General features: G+C 65.4%; 16 protein-coding genes and 1 tRNA gene. 5 read left to right on the top strand and 12 right to left on the bottom strand.

The window, feature by feature from the left end:
• Nucleotides 1-165: 165 nt before the first annotated feature.
• The 4 genes from FHG09_RS13715 to smc form a co-directional block, all read right to left on the bottom strand.
• Complete coding sequence (locus tag FHG09_RS13715; protein ID WP_152348211.1) at nucleotides 166-1386, bottom strand: ammonium transporter; 1221 nt, start codon at nucleotides 1384-1386, stop codon at nucleotides 166-168.
• Nucleotides 1387-1547: 161 nt separating this feature from the next.
• On the bottom strand, nucleotides 1548-2690 hold the full coding sequence (gene ftsY, locus FHG09_RS13710; protein WP_152348210.1) for a signal recognition particle-docking protein FtsY: 1143 nt from the start codon (nucleotides 2688-2690) through the stop codon (nucleotides 1548-1550).
• Nucleotides 2691-2852: 162 nt separating this feature from the next.
• Nucleotides 2853-3254: a hypothetical protein gene (locus tag FHG09_RS13705; RefSeq protein ID WP_152348209.1), complete on the bottom strand. Its 402-nt coding sequence runs from the start codon at nucleotides 3252-3254 to the stop codon at nucleotides 2853-2855.
• 237 nt (nucleotides 3255-3491) lie between these two features.
• Nucleotides 3492-7061, bottom strand: coding sequence for a chromosome segregation protein SMC (smc, locus tag FHG09_RS13700; RefSeq protein WP_152348208.1), 3570 nt, complete (start codon nucleotides 7059-7061; stop codon nucleotides 3492-3494).
• Between the two features lie 87 nt (nucleotides 7062-7148).
• Between smc and FHG09_RS13695 the strand changes: the two genes are divergently transcribed.
• The 4 genes from FHG09_RS13695 (at nucleotide 7149) to FHG09_RS13680 (ending at nucleotide 10768) form a co-directional block, all read left to right on the top strand.
• Nucleotides 7149-7221, top strand: a tRNA-Asn gene (locus tag FHG09_RS13695).
• Between the two features lie 277 nt (nucleotides 7222-7498).
• On the top strand, nucleotides 7499-9271 hold the full coding sequence (locus FHG09_RS13690) for a BCCT family transporter (RefSeq protein ID WP_227492765.1): 1773 nt from the start codon (nucleotides 7499-7501) through the stop codon (nucleotides 9269-9271).
• A gap of 90 nt (nucleotides 9272-9361) precedes the next feature.
• Nucleotides 9362-9835, top strand: coding sequence for a hypothetical protein (locus tag FHG09_RS13685; protein ID WP_152348207.1), 474 nt, complete (start codon nucleotides 9362-9364; stop codon nucleotides 9833-9835).
• Between the two features lie 219 nt (nucleotides 9836-10054).
• On the top strand, nucleotides 10055-10768 hold the full coding sequence (locus tag FHG09_RS13680) for a CorA family divalent cation transporter (RefSeq protein WP_193627388.1): 714 nt from the start codon (nucleotides 10055-10057) through the stop codon (nucleotides 10766-10768).
• Between the two features lie 21 nt (nucleotides 10769-10789).
• Here the strand turns inward: FHG09_RS13680 and FHG09_RS13675 are convergent, their stop codons facing one another.
• The 8 genes from FHG09_RS13675 to FHG09_RS13640 all read right to left on the bottom strand — a co-directional run bounded on the left by FHG09_RS13675 (nucleotide 10790) and on the right by FHG09_RS13640 (nucleotide 16492).
• Complete coding sequence (locus FHG09_RS13675; protein WP_152348205.1) at nucleotides 10790-11185, bottom strand: DoxX family protein; 396 nt, start codon at nucleotides 11183-11185, stop codon at nucleotides 10790-10792.
• A gap of 334 nt (nucleotides 11186-11519) precedes the next feature.
• On the bottom strand, nucleotides 11520-12419 hold the full coding sequence (mutM, locus tag FHG09_RS13670) for a bifunctional DNA-formamidopyrimidine glycosylase/DNA-(apurinic or apyrimidinic site) lyase (protein ID WP_152348204.1): 900 nt from the start codon (nucleotides 12417-12419) through the stop codon (nucleotides 11520-11522).
• 49 nt (nucleotides 12420-12468) lie between these two features.
• Entirely contained in the window at nucleotides 12469-13173 is a 705-nt protein-coding gene (gene rnc / locus FHG09_RS13665; protein WP_152348203.1) for a ribonuclease III, read from the bottom strand.
• 4 nt (nucleotides 13174-13177) lie between these two features.
• A complete protein-coding gene (gene rpmF, locus FHG09_RS13660; RefSeq protein ID WP_025777330.1) occupies nucleotides 13178-13381 on the bottom strand; it encodes a 50S ribosomal protein L32 in 204 nt (67 codons plus the stop codon).
• A gap of 2 nt (nucleotides 13382-13383) precedes the next feature.
• A complete protein-coding gene (locus FHG09_RS13655; protein ID WP_227492764.1) occupies nucleotides 13384-13947 on the bottom strand; it encodes a YceD family protein in 564 nt (187 codons plus the stop codon).
• A 74-nt stretch (nucleotides 13948-14021) separates the two neighbouring features.
• Nucleotides 14022-15209, bottom strand: coding sequence for an MFS transporter (locus tag FHG09_RS13650; RefSeq protein ID WP_152348202.1), 1188 nt, complete (start codon nucleotides 15207-15209; stop codon nucleotides 14022-14024).
• Nucleotides 15210-15212: 3 nt separating this feature from the next.
• Nucleotides 15213-15722, bottom strand: a complete 510-nt coding sequence (gene coaD, locus FHG09_RS13645) for a pantetheine-phosphate adenylyltransferase (RefSeq protein WP_152348201.1) — start codon at nucleotides 15720-15722, stop codon at nucleotides 15213-15215.
• The gene (locus FHG09_RS13640; protein WP_152348200.1) at nucleotides 15719-16492 is read right to left on the bottom strand and encodes a GntR family transcriptional regulator; all 774 of its coding nucleotides are present in this window, start codon (nucleotides 16490-16492) and stop codon (nucleotides 15719-15721) included. The genes coaD and FHG09_RS13640 overlap by 4 nt, the downstream gene beginning before the upstream one ends.
• A gap of 116 nt (nucleotides 16493-16608) precedes the next feature.
• On the opposite strand from FHG09_RS13640, the gene ehuB reads away from it, so the two are divergent.
• Nucleotides 16609-17487 carry an ectoine/hydroxyectoine ABC transporter substrate-binding protein EhuB gene (gene ehuB / locus FHG09_RS13635; protein WP_152348199.1) on the top strand — a complete coding sequence of 293 codons (879 nt, stop codon included), beginning with the start codon at nucleotides 16609-16611 and terminating at the stop codon, nucleotides 17485-17487.
• The last annotated feature ends 19 nt before the right edge of the window (nucleotides 17488-17506 follow it).

Below are 17506 nucleotides of genomic sequence, written 5' to 3'. Positions count from 1 at the left end.
CTCACCACCTCGTCGCAGCGCGGTGAGGTGCGAGGAACGGTGAGGGATGCCCGTGTACCTGTAGGAAGTGGCGGCAAGGGGAAGAATCGCCGCGAGCAGTGACCACGAGGCCGCGAGCAGTGACCAACGAGGCACAGGCTGCAGTGACGTCCAGTCGGCCGCGGGTCACCGGAAGGAGTAGGCCTGCTCCGCGTGCTCGAAGGCGTCGATCCCTTCGAGCTCCTCGCGCGGGTCGATCCGCAGCCCCATCGTCCGGCGCAGCACCAGCGCGATGGCCAGCGTGACGAGCCCGGCGAAGACGACGGCCACGAGGCAGGCGAGCACCTGCGCGATGAGGAGTTCGACACCGCCGCCGTAGAAGAGACCGGCCGGTCCGTCCTCGTGCGGGAAGGCGAAGAAGCCGATCATCACAGTGCCGATGATACCCGCGACGAGGTGGACGGCCACCACATCGAGCGCATCGTCATACCGCAGACGGTTCTTCGCTTCGACGGCGAAGATCGCTCCCGCACCTGCGGCGATGCCGATGAGCACGGCAGCGTAGGGGTCGACGTTCGCACACGCCGGGGTGATGGCGACGAGGCCGGCGATCGCACCCGAGACGCTGCCGATGCTGCTCGGTCGCGAGGCCCTCAGCCGTTCGATCATGATCCAGGTGATCATGCCGGCGGCCGGGGCGGCCAGGGTGTTGATCCAGATCAGACCGCCCTGTTCGATCGTCGAGGCGGCGCCTCCGTTGAAGCCGAACCATCCGAACCACAGCAGGGCCGTTCCGAGCACGGTGATCGGAATGTTGTGCGGCTTGTGCGGGGCCGAGAATCGGGCACGGCGTCCCATGACGATGACGAGGACGAGGGCGGAGATACCGGCGTTGATGTGGACGACGGTGCCGCCGGCGAAGTCGATGGCGGGTCCGAACAGGCGGCCGATCGCACCGGATTCGCTGAGCAGCCCGTCTCCCCAGACCATGAACGCCAGCGGGCAGTACACGAGAGTCACCCAGGCGGCGGAGAAGACGAGCCAGGTGGAGAACTTCGCTCGGTCGGCGACGGCTCCGGCGATGAGGGCGATCGCGATCATCGCGAAGGTCGATCCGTAGCCGATCGAGATGAGCGAGGCGGGATCATCGGCCACGGCACCCGTGAGTCCCAGCTGGGACAGCGGGTTGCCGACGATTCCGGCGATCGAATCACCCGAGCTCAGACCGTATCCGTACAGCACCCAGACGAGTCCGCCGACGGCCATTGCGGAGAAGACCATCATCATCATGTTGATGGCCGATGTGATTCGCGTCATCCCGCCGTAGAAGAACGCCACCCCCGGGGTCATGAGCAGCACCAGCCCTGCCGCGACCATCATCCATACGTTCACTGCATCGAGTTCCATGTCGTCTCTCATCTGTCGAAGCCGGTTCCGGAGCGAACCGTGCAGAGACAGTCTCCATGACGCATGTCACAGTGATGCTTCAGTCATGTTTCGTGATTATGACAAGCCGGGCCTCACCCAGCAGATACAAGGGCGAGGCCCGGCGGAATCAGTAGGCGAACTCAGTCGAGCAGAGCGTCGACGAATCCTTCGGCGGTGAATGGTGCAAGATCGTCTGCACCCTCGCCGAGGCCGATGAGCTTGACCGGCACTCCGAGCTCACGCTGGACGGCGACGACGATTCCGCCCTTCGCGGTGCCGTCGAGCTTGGTGAGCACGATTCCGGTGATGTCGACCGCCTCGGCGAAGACCTTCGCCTGCTGCATGCCGTTCTGTCCGGTGGTCGCGTCGAGGACGAGGAGCACTTCGTCGATCTCATGGCCCTCCCCCAGCGGGCGGGTGGCCACCCGTTTGACCTTGCCGAGCTCATCCATGAGTCCGCGTTTGTTCTGCAGACGGCCGGCGGTGTCGATGAGGACGACGTCGGTGTTGTCGGCCTGCCCCTTCTCGACGGCCGAGTACGCCACCGAGGCGGGGTCGGCACCTTCTTCCTTGCGGACGGTTTCGACGCCGACGCGTTCGCCCCACGTGGACAGCTGTTCGGCTGCGGCGGCACGGAAGGTGTCCGCGGCACCGAGCAGCACGGTCTTGTCCTCGGCGACGAGCACACGGGCGATCTTGCCCACCGTCGTCGTCTTTCCCGCACCGTTGACACCGACGACGAGGATGACGGAGGGGTCATCTCCCTTGCCGGTGTCGGCCAGGGACCGGTCCATCGTCGGGTCGACGAGTTTGATGAGCTCTTCGCGCAGCAGTCCGCGGACCTCTTCGGGGTCCCGGGTGCCGAGCACTTTGACGCGTTCGCGCAGACGGTCGACGAGTTCGGTCGTCGGTTCGACCCCGACATCGGCGAGGATGAGCGTGTCTTCGATCTCCTCCCAGGCGGATTCGTCGAGGTTGTCGCGTGACAGGAGGTTGAGCAGTCCGCGGCCGAGCCCGGTGTTCGACTTGGCCAGGCGCTCGCGCAGGCGCACGAGGCGGCTGGCCGGTTCGGTGGGAACCTCGGAACCGCGCGCTTCGACCTTTTCCTTCTCGACCGCCTCGGCGACGTCATCGATGCTCAGCTCACCGGTGACCTCGGCGTCGATGCCGCGCTTCTCGTCCAGTCCCTTCCTGCGGGCGTTGACACGCAGGGAGATGCCCAGGGTGACGATGAGGGCGAACACGATCGCCCCGACGATGAGCAAGATGATCGGCTGATCCATGGTTCTTCCGTCCTCCTTTGAGCCCCGCCGGTCAGGCCGCCGGCACTCGAGTTCCCGGAATCATCCGGGCTGGTGTCTGTCTGTCGGTGAGCGCGCGGGAATCAGTCGGCGCGGTCTCCGTTGTTCTCAGCCTCGAGCGCTCGAGGCCGCGTGGGTCAGAGGTCAGGAGCCGCGGCTGCCGAAGAGCAGCCCGGCAGTGGTCTTCCACCCGGTTCCCGACTCCGGGATCTTCCAATGGCGGGTGCGCGGGCGCACCGTGATGAGCGAGGGGGCCGCGTGGCGTCTTGGCTGGGGGCGCAGCACATAGGAGTGATCGCGGATCGCGGTCACCGCCGCCTGCTCCCTGGTCGCCAGGTGCGAGGTGCCGTCATCGTGGCCGAAGAATTCGTGGACCTCGTCGTCGTAGCCGGTCCATTCGGAGGGCAGGCGGAATCGCTGCACGTCGGAGGAGTATCGCAGTCGTCCTTCGGCACGCAGGCCGGGCAGAGCCACGAGGAGGACGACGACGAGTGCCAGAGCGAACGAGATCGCAAGTCCGACGATGACGACCAGTACCGAATTCATGCCCTCGAGCCACCTCGCAGTTCAGCAGCCTCGGCCATGGACGTCTCGCTCCTCACGTTCTTCGAATACCTGTGTCTCGGCCCAAGTCTATAGTCCCTGGCCACGAGAAGTGTGCTCGGCCGCCATACGGCAGTTGCAAAATTCCCTGGGACTGTCCTGGGCGTCACCGTCAAACAGCCTTGTGCCCAGACGGCGGCCCGTCACCTCGGGCACGTTCGCTGAAACGTCGGCTGGCGATCACGGAATCCGCTGCGATATGACTTTCGACACTCCGTCGCCGTGCATCGTCACTCCGTAGAGGGCGTCGGCGATCTCCATGGTCCGTTTCTGGTGGGTGATGACGATGAGCTGCGAGGAGTCCTGCAGCTCTTCGAACACGGTGAGCAGCCGCGACAGGTTGAGATCGTCGAGGGCCGCTTCGACCTCGTCCATGACGTAGAAGGGGCTCGGCCGAGCCTTGAAGATCGCGACCAGCATGGCCACGGCCACCAGCGACCGTTCGCCACCTGAGAGCAGGGACAGCCGTTTGACCTTCTTACCCGCCGGCCGGGCGTGCACATCGACGCCGGTGGTGAGCATATCGTCGGGATCGGTCAGGCTCAGTGCACCCTCACCGCCGGGGAAGAGTCGCGAGAAGATGTCCTCGAACTCCCGAGCCGTGTCCGCATAGGCTTCGGCGAAGACGCGTTCGACGTGCCGGTCGACCTCATCGACGAGCTGCATGAGGTCCTTGCGTGAGGACTCGATGTCCGCGATCTGCTTCTCGAGGAACTGATGCCGCTCCTTCAGCGCCTCGTATTCCTCGAGTGCGAGCGGGTTGACCGTGCCGATGCGCTTGAGCTGCGACGCAGCCTGCTTCTGCCGCTTCTCGACCTCGGCACGCACATACGGCCGGTCCTCCGCTACGTCGTCGAACGACGGCACCGGCAGATGCGGCCCGAATTCGTCGATGAGGCGGTCGATGCCGAGCCCCGTCTCCTCCTCAGACCGGTGCGCGATCTCCTCGAGCTTGAGCCGGAACCGCTCCTTCGCGAGCTCCGCTTCGGCGGCGGCGTCCCTGAGCTTCTGCAGCTGGGTCCGCGTCGACCCCAATTCCTCGCCGAGGCGGCCCTTCTCTTCGCGCAGACCGCCGCGTTCGTCGACGAGGACTTGGATCGCCTCACCGAGTTCGGCCACCGTGGAGGTGGCCAACTCCGCGGCTTCGGCCGCGGTCTCGGCGATGAGCTGCACCGAGGCGGCCGCGCGCTTCTTCTTCGCGATCGTGCGCTGCGTCTGCTCCCGCGCCGCCTCTTCGGCGTTCGCCGCTCTCAGGAGGGAGTCAACGCGGTCGCTCAGGAACCGGGCCCGGTCGGCTGCGGACCGGTGGCTGATGCGGGCTTCGACGAGGTCTTCCGACGATTGGGCGACCTGTGCGCTGAGTTCGTCGCGGGCGGCGGTGTCGACGACTTCGTCGACTTCGGCGGCTCCGGCCAGCGCCGCCGCGGCCGACTGCGAGTCGCGTTCGGCCGCAGCCAGGCGGGTTTCGAGTTCGGCGGCGTTCTCCTGCGAGCGCTGCAGACGCGTGCGGGCCACACCGATCTCACCGGTGATGCGTGAGACCTCTTCGGCGGCGGCCATGATCTTCGCGTCCGAGGAGTGGAGGGCATCGAGCGCTGCGGCCGCTTCCTCTCGGGCGGCGGTCAGTCGCGGGTCGAGCTCGTCGAGAGCGGCGTCGAGCTTCTCGGCTCGCCCCTCGAGGTCGGCGATCAGGGAATGTGTGTCCTCGAGCGCTGTCTGTGAGGCCAGGCGGGTTCCCGAGGCGGTGCGGGCCCGGCTGATGCGGGTCGCGGTGAGCACTTCGCCGTGGACGGTGACGGCGGTGAGTTCGGGCCGGGTCTCGGTCAGGGCGATTCCGGTCCGTGCATCGGGGACGCAGACGACTCCGTGCAGGGCCCGGGCCAGCAGGGTGCGCAGTTCGGGAACGTCGCTGTCGACGATGTCGGAGAGCCACCGCAGCTCTCCTGCCGACTCCCCCACCCGGGGCAGCTGTCCCGGCGCTGGCAGGTCCGGCAGCGTGGGAAGGGCACTTCCGCCGCCCTTCCCGACCGTCGTTTCGGCACCGGCGGGGATGGTGAGGGACACGTTCGTGTCCTCGCCGAGGTGGTCGAGCACTGCCAGCGCCACTTCGCTGTCATCGACGATGACGCCGGAGACCGTCGTCGACAGAGCCGCTGCCGCGGCCATTTCGAACCCGTGGTCGACGCTCAGCCGTTCGGTCACGGCAGTGCGCACTCCCGGCAGATTCGCGTTGACGATGTCTTCGAGGTCGGCTTCCAAGGCGGTGCCCAGGGCCAGGGCTTCTGCGCGGGCCTTCGCCGAGGACAGTTCGGACGCGACCTGCGCCCGCTGCTCCTGCAGCCGGCTGCGTTCGGTCTCACACTTCTCCTGCGCCTCCGTCGCGGTCTCGTAGGCGGAGTCGAGTTCGGTCTCTCCGGCCTCGACGTCCTCGACTCCGGTCTCGGCGGAGTCGAGTTCCCTGGTGCGCTCCGTGATGCGGGCGGTGACGGTTTCGATCTCCGTGCGATTGGCTTCGATCCGGGATCTGAGGTCGGTGATCCGTTCGGCTGCCTGGGTCTGCTTCGACTGCAGCGCCGAACGGTTCTTCACCGCTTCGGTGATGGCGATCTGGGCGGCCTTGACCTCGTCTTCGGCGGTGCGCAGCGCTTGGGTGAGTTCTTCCTTCCGCTCTTGGCTGGCCTCGAGTGCACTCGTCTTCTCGGTCACGGCCGCCTCGGCGTCGGTGAGTTCGGAACGGAACCGTTCGGCCTGGGCGCGCAGCTCTTCGGGGGACTTCGATTCCCGCCGCCCCAGGCTCGTGACCTCGGAGAGCAGGTGGGATCTCTTGTCCTCGGCACGTTGGCTCAGTCCCTGGGCGCGCACGACCAAAGTCTGTGTCCGCGATTCGGCGGTGCGTTGGACTTCGAGTTCACTGTCGAGTTCGGACAGTCGGGCTTCGATCTCCGACAGTCGCGCCTCGGTGCGGGTGCGAGTGCGGTCGAGATCGGCGATGCGGTCGCTGTGGTCTTCGCCGTCGCTGGTCGAGGCCAGGGAGGACTGCATCCGCACGGCATCGTCGGCGAGCAGCCTGGCGGTGGCATCGCGCAGGGTCGCTTGGACCGTTGCGGCCTTCGCGGCGGCCTCGGCCTGCCGGCCCAGCGGGCCCAGCTGCCGGTTGAGTTCCGTGCGCAGATCGGTGAGGCGGTCGAGGTTCGTCTGCAGTCCGGTAAGTTTGCGGACCGCTTTGTCCTTGCGACGTCGATGTTTGAGCACTCCGGCGGCTTCTTCGATGAAGCTGCGTCGTTCGAGCGGGTCGGCGTGGAGGATCGCGTCGAGGCGGCCCTGCCCGACGATGACGTGCATCTCCTTGCCCAGGCCGGAGTCGTTGAGCAGCTCTTGGATGTCGAGCAGTCTGGCCGGGGCCCCGTTGACGGCGTATTCGGATCCGCCGGTGCGGAACAGGGTCCGCGAAATGGTCACCTCGGTGTAGTCGACGGGGATGGCTCCGTCGGTGTTGTCGATGGTCAGAGTCACCTCGGCGCGCCCCAGGGCCTGCCGTTTCGAGGTTCCGGCGAAGATGACGTCGTCCATCTTCCCGCCGCGCAGATTCTTCGCACCCTGCTCGCCCATCACCCAGGACAGGGCGTCGACGACGTTGGACTTGCCCGAGCCGTTGGGTCCGACGACGCAGGTGATCCCCGGCTCGAATCGGAGGGTCGTCGCCGAGGCGAAGGACTTGAATCCCCGCAGTGTCAGGCTTTTGAGATGCATACTGGGCACCAGCATATCCGCAGGCGGCGGCGAGATCCCGAATCTTTTGGTAGAGTTTCTCCTCGTGCGCAGACGACTGCGCCGTTTTCCTCCGTAGCTCAGTTGGCAGAGCATTCGACTGTTAATCGAAGGGTCGCTGGTTCGAGCCCAGCCGGGGGAGCTGGAAGGGGCCCCGTCGTGCGCGACGGGGCCCCGACTTCTCACTGCGGGATACGGCGGTGAAGCACAGTGAAGGCGACGAAGCGGACCGAGCAGACGAAAATGCTCCACTATTTCCTCATCGTCTGCAGAGATCAGCTGAGATGCGATGAAGTGCGCTCTGCTCGAATCGTTTCGGAGCCAGTCCGATGCAGTCCATTCAAGGAAGGAATGCCGACGGGAATGCCCGCCCTCCTCTGCGCCATCGAGGGACCCGCTTCCTGTCGGCCCGATTGAGTATGAGCAGTGAACATACCAAGATCCAGGAGCTCATCGAGCACCTGAAGAATCCGACGACCGCGCTCCGGCCCTTCAAACGTGAGGGTCTGGACAAGGTGGTCTTCTTCGCGGCCGGCATCCTCGCCGTCGCCTTCGTCGTCTGGGGCTTCGTCTCCCCCGACAGTCTCGGCAATGTGGCGGGCACGCTGCTGACCGGTGTGATGGACAACTTCGGCTGGCTCTTCGTCATCGCCGCCACCATCTTCACGATCTTCGTCATCGTCGTCGCCGTCAGCCGTTTCGGGCGGATCCCGCTGGGCAAGGACGATGAGAAGCCGGAGTTCAAGACCTCCTCGTGGATTGCGATGATGTTCGCCACGGGCATGGGCATCGGACTCGTGTTCTCCGCCGTCGGCGAGCCCCTGTTCTTCTACATGTCCCCTCCCCCGAACACCGTCGACGGGTCCACGGCTGAGGCGATGGGCACGTCCATGGGAACGACTCTGTTCCATTGGACGCTCTACCCGTGGGCGATGTACGCCATCGTCGGTCTCGGTGTGGCCTATGGTTCGTTCCGCCTGGGACGCTCCCAGCTGTTCTCCTCGATGTTCACCCCGCTGTTCGGCGAACGCGCCGTCAACGGCTTCGGCGGCAAGATCATCAACATCCTCGCGATCCTCGCGACCCTGTTCGGTTCGGCCTGCTCGCTGGGGCTGGGCGCCATTCAGATCGGCGGCGGCATCGAGTCGGCAGGCATCATGTCCGATGTCTCCTCACCGGTGCTCGTCATCATCATCGCCATCCTCACCGCTGCGTTCGTCGCCTCGGCGGTCTCGGGTGTCGAGAAGGGCATCCAGTGGCTGTCGAACATCAACATGGTGCTCGCCGTCATCGTCGCCCTCATCGTCTTCATCGGCGGCCCGACTCTGTTCATCCTCAACGTCATCCCCTCCTCGGTGGGTTCGTTCATCCAGGACCTGCCGCAGCTGGCTTCGCGGACCGCGGCCGACGGGCAGGGTGTGAATGAGTGGCTGTCGTCGTGGACTGTCTTCTACTGGGCGTGGTGGGTGTCCTGGTCGCCCTTCGTCGGCCTGTTCATCGCCCGCATCTCGCGCGGTCGCACGGTGCGCCAGTTCGTCACCGGTGTGCTCATCGTTCCCTCCGTCGTCTCGACCATCTGGTTCGCGATCTTCGGCGGCGGTGCCATCGGCATCCAGGAACGCGCCGAACGCGGCGAGGGCACGGTCAAGGCGTTGGCTAACATGGTCGACGGCGAGCCGGACATCGACATGGACACGGTCCTGTTCGACCTCCTCGGCGCTCTGCCGCTGCCGAACCTCATCGCGATCATCCTCATGATCGTCACGGTCGTGCTCATCGCGATCTTCTTCGTCACCGGTGCGGACTCCGCATCGATCGTCATGGGCACCCTGTCTGCCAACGGCATGCAGGAACCGGGCAAGGGTCTCGTCATCTTCTGGGGCACCGCGACCGGTGCCGTGGCCGCAGTCATGCTCTTGGCCGGTGGTTCCGATCCCGCCGAGGCCCTCGACGGGCTGAAGAACATCACGATCGTCTCCGCCCTGCCGTTCGTCCTCGTCATGCTGCTGCTGTGCGTGGCGGTGTGGAAGGACCTGTCGAAGGATCCCCTCATCATCCAGGAGCAGCTGGCGGCGCACGTGCTCGAGACCTCGGTGGCCACTGCGGTCGACGAGTACAACGGCGAGATCTTCGGCCTCGAGACCTCTGAGCTGCAGGTCGAGGACGAGGATTCGTCCGCGGACAAGGCCTGACACCCCTCGTGCTACCCGACGGCGGCCCAGCAACCCCGCGCGCGGTTGCTGGGCCGCCGTCGGGTGTTTTGAAGGAAAGGACGTCGACAGATGAATAGGGTCATCAGATGCGAGGGGAACATCTCGACGTTCATCGGCTGGATGCTCGTCGTCATGGCGGTGCTCGCGTTCGCCACAGTGATCGTCTTGGCCATCCTGGCAGAGCCTATGCTTCTCATCTTCCTCTTCGGACCGGTCATCCTGCTCATCGGCGCCTGGGTGAATTTCCACATGGGTTCGCGTGCCCGGTTGGAGATCACTCCTGAGGAGTTCATCTGGTGCGGTTTCACCGGACGTCCCCACCGCATCGCGTGGCGGGATCTCGATCGGATCCTCATCCCGGTGCCAGGGTCCAGACCCCGCCTGGCCGCGGCCGCTCGGCTCAGGACCGGAGCTGTCGTGGAGATCGAGGCGCTGTGGCTCTCACCGACGAATCCTGCGAACCTGCTCAGCGCCCCCGACCATTCGCAGGCGCAGAGGGCACTCATCGACGGCCACCAGGCGTATCTTGCGAGGACACCCTGACACCCGCGTCTTGGTACTGTGTTCGCATGCAGCACTGCTGGTGGTGAGAGACGGAGGGCGAGACGGATGATCGTTGTCGACGGCATCGCGGCGTTGCGTGAACACACTTCCGACACGCTCTGTGTCCTCGCCACGCCCGAAGACAGGGAGCTTGCGGACGAGGCGTCGACAGTCCTCGACCTGAAGCTGCACACCGCGCATCCTTCGCCGAGGCGACCGATGGCTGCTCTCTCAGACGATCAGATCAGTCTGGTGCTGCTGATTCTCGACGAGGACAGAGAGCAGCACACTCTGCGGCTCCATGCTCGCGACCGCGGCCTGCTCGTCGTCGGCGACGACAAGGCGCTGGCCGCCATCAAAGCGGGACTCCCCGTCGGTTCGGACGACACTTGGTCGGTGCTGGTCGGGCTCGTGCTCATCGTGGCTCGCCGTTGCGAGGAGGCTCTCGATGAGATCGATGAACGGTGCCAGGAACTCGAAACACAGGCGATCGGCTACGCATCGTCCCCGCAGCGACGGTCCATGGGACGGCTGCGCGCCGAGCTCTTCCGCATCGGAGAGACCCAGGCGGCGCAGAAGAACCTCCTATCGGCGGACGAGGAGCTCTCGCAGAGCCTCGGCGAGGATCATCAGAGGCTGCTCGCCCGAGCGGAGACCGCCTTCGGAGCCAACCATTCGATGACCACCCGCCTCTACGCGATGCTCGGCGACGTCCTCAACGAACAGGACAGCGTCGTGTCCGAACGGCTGACCCTCGTGGCGACGATCTTCCTGCCGCTGACCTTGGCGACGGGCTTCTTCGGCATGAATTTCCAATGGATGCTCGACCGACTGGACGCCCTGCCGGCATTCATCGTCTTCGGGCTTGCGGTACCCGGTCTGCTCACCGTGGCGACGCTCTTCTTCATCCGCCGGCTGACGCGTTCGTCCTGAGCCGACTGGATCGCGTCGCCGTCACATGCCGAACAGGGCTGGGATCGCTATCGGGCCGGCCCCGAATGCTGTGATGACGGCGGCCAGCACCAGCAGAAGCAGGTCGTATTCGGGTCCGCCGGCTGAGGCCCAATACGTCGAATGCCATTTGAAGACGTGCAGACTGGACGTGATGATCATCAGGACGATCACGCCGATTCCGGCCAACTGTGCGAGGACGCCGGTCGCAAATGAGAGTGCGGCGGCGAGCTCGGCAACGGCGACGAACCACGCGGTCGGAACGTTGAGACCGTCGTTCCTCGCAAACGCCGGAATGTCTTTGGCCTTGACCAAGAATTCGCGGACGAAGGCCACGGTCAGCAGTGCCCTGACGAGCAGCAGCACGACCGCACCGATGAAAGTCGGAACCGTGAACATGTCTGTTCCTCCCCTCCGCCGGCCGAACCAGCAGTGTCTTGCCCCGATTCTACGCGGCAATCACTGCGAAGGAGCCGCCTCAGCGCAGCATCCATCACCGTCAGCGTCATCTCGCACCTGTGCAACGGGATGAGAAGTCGCTGCCGGTGACTGGTGGAGCGCCAACAGTAGGAAGCGCGGCGACGTGTGGCGCGAGCACGTATCGGTGAGGCATGCTCTGGAGTCGTGCCAGTCTCATAGTGAGGAAACTGTGTCGCTCATGCTCAGGTGGTCAGGCACAGGTGGTCAGGCAACCGCACCGACCTGCCCGGCAACGCCGGACGGCTGACACCGGCTACCGGTACCGCGGGGACCTCTGGCAGTTCGGGCAGTAGTGGGTGCCGCGGCCGCCGACGGTGATCTTCGCGATCTCGGTCCCGCAGCGCACGCATTCCTGGCCGCCGCGCCCGTAGACGAGCAGCGCCCGGTCGAAGTAGCCGGACTCGCCGTTGACGTTGACGTAGAGAGCGTCGAAGCTCGTCCCGCCGACTGCCAGGGCATCGCTCATCACCTTCGTCGCGGATTCGAGCACGGCGGCGAGGCGGCTCTTCCGTGTCCGCGCGGGCACCGCCAACGGGTGGACTCCCGCCCGGAACAGGGCCTCGTCGGCATAGATGTTCCCGATCCCGCTGATGAGCGTCTGATCGAGCAGCGCCGACTTGATCGCCGTGCGCTTGCGCGCCAGCTCACCGACGACCGCCCCGAGGTCGAACGCGGACTCGAGAGGATCGGCGGCGATGTGCACCGCCGAGGCGGGGACGAGGCGACCGTACCCGTGCACGAGAGGCTGGACGCCGATATGGCCGAAGATCCGCTGGTCGACGAAGCGCAGTTCGCGATCGCTGTCGAGGTGCAGGACCGCCCGAGTGTGCCGGTGGACCTCCTCACCGGGTGAGTGGATGCGCAGCTGACCGCTCATGCCCAGATGAAGAAGAATGCCGAGTTCGGGACCGGCAGAGAGTCCGGCCTGCTCCGCCAGGCTCAGCCACATGAACTTCCCGCGCCGCTCTGCTCCGAGGATTCGGGCATCCTGGACGGCGCTGACGAATCCGTCGACCGCGGACGGATCGATGCGTCGCTGGGACGTCGTGCCCAGAATTCGCGGGTCGGACACCTCGGCGCCGGTGATCGTGGTTCCGGCCGTCCATTCGTCGACGCCGCGACGAACGCTTTCGACCTCGGGAAGCTCAGGCATCAGGACATCGTCCCGTCGGTCAGCGAAGAACCCGGTAGCACGAAGAGACTCAGCGCCGGTAGTCCGGGTAGATGGTGCGGATGGCTTTGACGGCCACCTCGGCGGCTGCGGCTTCGGCGGCCTTCTTCGAGGACCCGTCGCCGGCGCCCCAGCTGTTCGCGCCGAGCATCGCTGTGGCGGTGAAGACCATCGCATGGTCGGGCCCGGACGAGGTGATGTCGTAGCTCACGGCGCCGAGGTCGAGGTCGGCCGCGGCCTCCTGCAGGGTGGTCTTGAAGTCCATGCCCGCGCCGAGGTTGACCGCGTCGTCGAGCATGCCGTCGATGAGCCGGTGGACGAAGGCGAAGGCCTCTTCGCGTCCGCGGGAGACGAAGGTGGCGCCGATGAGGGCCTCGACCGTGTCGGCGAGGATCGAGTCCTTGTTCCGGCCGCCGGTCAGCTCCTCGCCCTTGCCCAGCAGAATGTGCTCGCCGATGCCGTGGCGGCGAGCGATCGATGCCAGGGCGCGCGTGTTGACGACGGCCGAACGCATCTTGGCCAACTGGCCTTCGGGCAGGTCCGGGTTGTCGTAGAACAGCGACTCGGTGGCGACGAGGCCCAGAACGGAGTCGCCGAGGAACTCGAGGCGCTCGTTGGTGGGGATGCCACCGGCCTCGAAGGCGAAGGAGCGGTGCGTGAGCGCGAGACGAAAAGTCTCGGGATCAATATCGATCCCGAGACTCTTCTTCAGTGCTGCTGTGGTATCAGTGTCCACAGTCTCAGACGTCAGCGACCTTGCGGCCCTTGTACTCGAGGTACAGCGGGGTGCCGGCTGCGTCTTCGACGACCTTGGCCTGGTGGGGGCGCGAGTACACAACGCGACCGTTCTCCACAGTCTTGACCAGGTTCGGAGCCTTGGCCTTCCACTGCGAACGACGGTGGCGGGTGTTGCTGCGCGACAATTTACGCTTCGGAACAGCCACGTCTAGCTCTCTTTCTTCTCTTCCAACAGATTCTTCAATGATGCGAACGGCGATTCGGATTCGTCCTCGTCCACCTCGAGGTCCTCCCCCAAGGTGTAGCTGAACTCCTCGCTCTCATCCCGTGAGGGATTGAACGGCAGAGCCATCACGACGGCGTCTCTGATCGCGGGCTCGAGGTCGAGCTGATCCCGGTCGATGACGTAGGAGTCCTCGTCCCCTTCGGCCTGCTCATAGACGTACATCTCCTGGATGTCCACATCTATAGGCAGCTCGATGGGTTCGAGCGTCCTTGCGTCTTCGCCGCGGGCCGTCGCCGAGACTGTGCCCGACACGTAGATCCCCTCCGACACACTCTCGAACATCAGCTCGAGCGTCAGTGGTGAACCTTCCGCAACCCCGATCACTTCGATCTTGAGATCCGCTGGAGCCGACAAGGTGGTGTTCACCCGTTCCCACTCACCCGGATGACCGAGCAATCCCATGGATCTGAGATCATAGACGAATTCAGATCTGTTCTTCATGCCCTGTCCTCCTGGTGCGTTTGAGGATGTCGCTCCTGCGTTCACACGCGACTCACCATTCTAATCATTGTGGGCGGCCAATACCAATCGGCCGTCGCTGCCCGCGAAGGTGTTCCTCGTCACCATCGTTCGTGTTCGCTGCGCCATGTCACGGCGCCGGCGATGACGAGGAGCACCCCGGACATCGTGAACACGATCCCCGATCCGGCGACGACCGTCAGCGCCGAGGCGGCCGACGGAATCGCGACCTGGCTGAGTCGGTTGCCCGCCAAGCGGATCGAGAGCACCGCGGCCCGGTTCTTCGCATCGGCGAGAGTGGAGACCCAGGACATGGTCAGCGGCTGGGTGAGCCCGAAGCAGAATCCTGCGACCGTGAGCAGCACGCCGAGCATCCACGGCTGGCTCAGTACGGGGATGAGAACGACGCTGATTCCGGCCGTCGCCGAGGCGGTCCACAGCAGGGACAGGTTCCGCCACCTGGCCGTGAGGCTTCCGATGAAGAGCCGTGAGACCACCGAAGCCAGGGTGCGCAGCGCGAGCAGCCAGGTCACCGTGGTCACGGACAGTCCGTTCTGCTGCCCGATGAGCGGCAGGTAGGCGGTCATCAGATCGACGGCGGCCAGTGTGGCCATGGACGCGAAGATCGCCGGTTTCATCCCCCGCAGCGACAGCAGAGTCCACGGTGTCTGCGCACCTGCGGCCGCCTCGGCGCGGGAGACGTGCGGGGTTCTGCCGCGGAGCATGACGATGACGGCGGCGATGAGGGTGAGCGCGGAGACCGCGGTCATGAACCACAGGGCGTTCGTGATCGCCGTGTCTCCGGAGGTGGCGTCGGCGACCATTCCCGCCAGGGGCAGTCCGATGGTCTGTCCGATCGAGACGCCGAGGGTGAGGTGGCCGAACTTCGAGGTCATCTGTGCGGCCGGGAAGCTCTGCGGGATGAGCGCCTGGGAGGCGACCGTGGTCAGCAGCTGCCCGACGCCCAGGCTCATCGTGGCGACCAGCAGCACGCCGAGGTTGGGGGCCATGGCCGCGAGCGCGACGGGCAGGACCGACAGCACCGTCCCCGTCCACAGCACCGCGGTGGCGTAGCCGCGATCGACGAGGCGGCCGATGAACAGGGCGGTGAGCAGCGGGACGAGGGAGTACACGGCCGTCATCAGGCCGAGGACGAATCCCGTTCCGCCGAGCTCGAGGGTGCGGTAGGAGATGAGGACGCGGACGCCGTTGTAGGTGGCGTGCGCGAGCACGGTGTGGATGACGAGGCCTGGGAACCAGGCCCGGTTGGCCGGTGCTGCCGCGCTCATTCCTCAGCGGGCGCCGTCGTCGCCGGGCACGTCGCCCCGCAGAGCCGCCAGCACCGAGGTGGGGACGAGGCCTTCGATGTCCCCGCCGCCTGAGTGGACTTCCTTGATGAGCGAGGAGGAGACGTGTTCGAACTTCGGGTCGCCGGGGACGAAGATCGTCTCGAGTTCGGACAGGTGCCTGTTCATCAGCGCCATCGGCAGTTCGTAGGCGAAATCGGTGCCCGAACGCAGACCCTTGACGACGGCGGGGGCGCCGATGCTCGCGCAGTAGTCGACGAGGAGGCCGCCGGAGACGAGGTCGATGGTGATGTTCGCGGCATCCCGGGTGCGGTCGTCCTCGGTCAGGGACCGGCGGATGAGGTCCGCGCGGACTTCCGGGTCGAAGCGACCGGACTTCGAGGGATTGTGGACGACCGCCACAACCACCTGCTCGAACAGCCGAGAGCTGCGGGCGATGATATCGAGATGACCCATGGTGATCGGGTCATAGGAACCGGGGCAGACGACCTTCATGCTCTCATCGTATCGTTCGGCTGCTCGCGCAGCTGCAGCCACTGGTCATCGGCCTGTGACTCATCGTCGCGGCCCTTGAGGGTCCGTCCGTCGAAGCCGTCACCGAATCCGTGCAGGCGGGAGGCCGACTCGGCCATGATCCCGGCGACGATGGCCAGAGCACGGGGTTCGTCGCCGGCGGCGACCGCCTCGGCGAGTTTGCGGTGACTGTCGATGAGGTCGCACCGGACCTCGTAGCCGCGCTTGTCGGACAGTGACAGCAGGCGGGTGTGGACCATCGAGACCTTCATGAGGTCGGTCAGTCGCGTCGATCCGGAACACGCGACGATCGCATGGTGGAAGTTGAGGTCGGCGTCGCCGATCGTGCGCGCGACGTTGTCCTCGATGGCATACTCCAGCTCCCGCAGCGACTGCCCGATCCGGGAGGTGGCCCGACCGTGACGGATGACGAGCTTGACCGCCTGCGATTCGATCGCCTCGCGCACGGCATAGACGTCATCGATATCGGCGGTGCGCATCCGCCTCACATGCACGCCCCGTCCGGGAGCATGCGTCATCACGCCTTCGCTGATGAGACGCTGCAGGGCCTCCCGCAGGGACGGGCGCGACACCGCGAGCAGCTCGGCCGTGCGCACTTCGTTGATCGACTGGCCGGGCTCGAGCGAACCGCTGTAGATGGCGTTGCGGATCTGATCGACGATGAGGTCGATCGTCGAGGAGCGGACCACTTTGCGCAGCACCGGCAGCTCGGAGGCAGGAGAATTCGTCACGGTCACGATCATATAACGTTGTCAGACAGTGTGACATTCGGACAACATGAGTATTGAATACTGTTTCAGAGACGCACGTCACGTTGATGTGTCGACGTTCAAGGAAGGAACAGCAAATGAAACTCAAAGGACTGGCCGCCGCGACATCGATCCTCGCGCTGACGCTCACCCTCGGTGCCTGCGGCGGAAGCGACTCGGACAAGTCGACTCTGCAGAAGGCCGTCGACGAGGGAAAGATCACGGTCGGCTTCGCCGGTGAAGCCCCGTACAGCTTCGAAGAGGGCGGTGAGCTCCAAGGAGCGTCCGTGGCTCTGGCCAAGGCGGTGTTCAAGGAGCTCGGCGTCGATGACGTCGAAGGCGTCAACACCGAGTTCGGCTCACTCATCCCGGGTCTCAACGCCGAGCGCTTCGACGCGATCTCGGCCGGCATGTCGATTCTGCCCGACCGCTGCGAACAGGCCTCGTTCGGCGATCCCGAGTTCATGTACACCACGGCTCTGATGACGAAGAAGGGCAAGCAGGAGGGGATGAAGACCCTTGACGACGTCAAGGAGAAGGGCCTCAAGCTCGCCACCATGACCGGTGCGATCGAATCCGACTACGCGGAGAGCCTGGGTATCAAGGCTCAGCAGGTCGGCACCCCGCAGGACGGCATGGACGCTGTGACCACCGGTCGTGCCGATGTCTTCGCCCTCACGGGCATCTCGCTCAACTGGATGGCGAAGAACAACAAGGACGCCGACGTCGAAGTCAGCGAATCCTTCGTCCAGGAGATCGACGGAGTCCCGCAGGTCGGAGCCGGTGCCACGGTCTTCCGCACCGGTGACGACGAGATCCGCGACGAATGGAACACGGCCCTGGAGAAGATCGTCTCCGACGAGAAGTCCTACCTCGACATCGTCGGGGACTACGGCTTCACGAAGGAGGAGCGTCCGGACGGTTCGATCACGACCGATCAGCTGTGCAAGGGCGAACTTCCCACCGCCGACTCCTGAGCCGACGCGAACTGAAACA

This window comes from Brevibacterium sp. CFH 10365, from assembly GCF_009299785.1.
In the GTDB taxonomy this organism is placed as follows: Bacteria; Actinomycetota; Actinomycetes; order Actinomycetales; family Brevibacteriaceae; genus Brevibacterium; species Brevibacterium limosum.
Note: the sequence above shows the minus strand (reverse complement) of the source record. Positions and strands in the feature narration are given on the sequence as shown.

Excerpts from the sequence above, each read along its gene's own strand:
- FHG09_RS13715 (WP_152348211.1), bottom strand. The coding sequence starts at position 1,386 with ATGGAACTCGATGCAGTGAACGTATGGATGATGGTCGCGGCAGGGCTG.
- ftsY (WP_152348210.1), bottom strand. The coding sequence starts at position 2,690 with ATGGATCAGCCGATCATCTTGCTCATCGTCGGGGCGATCGTGTTCGCC.
- FHG09_RS13705 (WP_152348209.1), bottom strand. The coding sequence starts at position 3,254 with ATGAATTCGGTACTGGTCGTCATCGTCGGACTTGCGATCTCGTTCGCT.
- smc (WP_152348208.1), bottom strand. The coding sequence starts at position 7,061 with ATGCATCTCAAAAGCCTGACACTGCGGGGATTCAAGTCCTTCGCCTCG.
- FHG09_RS13690 (WP_227492765.1), top strand. The coding sequence starts at position 7,499 with ATGAGCAGTGAACATACCAAGATCCAGGAGCTCATCGAGCACCTGAAG.
- FHG09_RS13685 (WP_152348207.1), top strand. The coding sequence starts at position 9,362 with ATGAATAGGGTCATCAGATGCGAGGGGAACATCTCGACGTTCATCGGC.
- FHG09_RS13680 (WP_193627388.1), top strand. The coding sequence starts at position 10,055 with ATGGCTGCTCTCTCAGACGATCAGATCAGTCTGGTGCTGCTGATTCTC.
- FHG09_RS13675 (WP_152348205.1), bottom strand. The coding sequence starts at position 11,185 with ATGTTCACGGTTCCGACTTTCATCGGTGCGGTCGTGCTGCTGCTCGTC.
- mutM (WP_152348204.1), bottom strand. The coding sequence starts at position 12,419 with ATGCCTGAGCTTCCCGAGGTCGAAAGCGTTCGTCGCGGCGTCGACGAA.
- FHG09_RS13650 (WP_152348202.1), bottom strand. The coding sequence starts at position 15,209 with ATGAGCGCGGCAGCACCGGCCAACCGGGCCTGGTTCCCAGGCCTCGTC.
- coaD (WP_152348201.1), bottom strand. The coding sequence starts at position 15,722 with ATGAAGGTCGTCTGCCCCGGTTCCTATGACCCGATCACCATGGGTCAT.
- ehuB (WP_152348199.1), top strand. The coding sequence starts at position 16,609 with ATGAAACTCAAAGGACTGGCCGCCGCGACATCGATCCTCGCGCTGACG.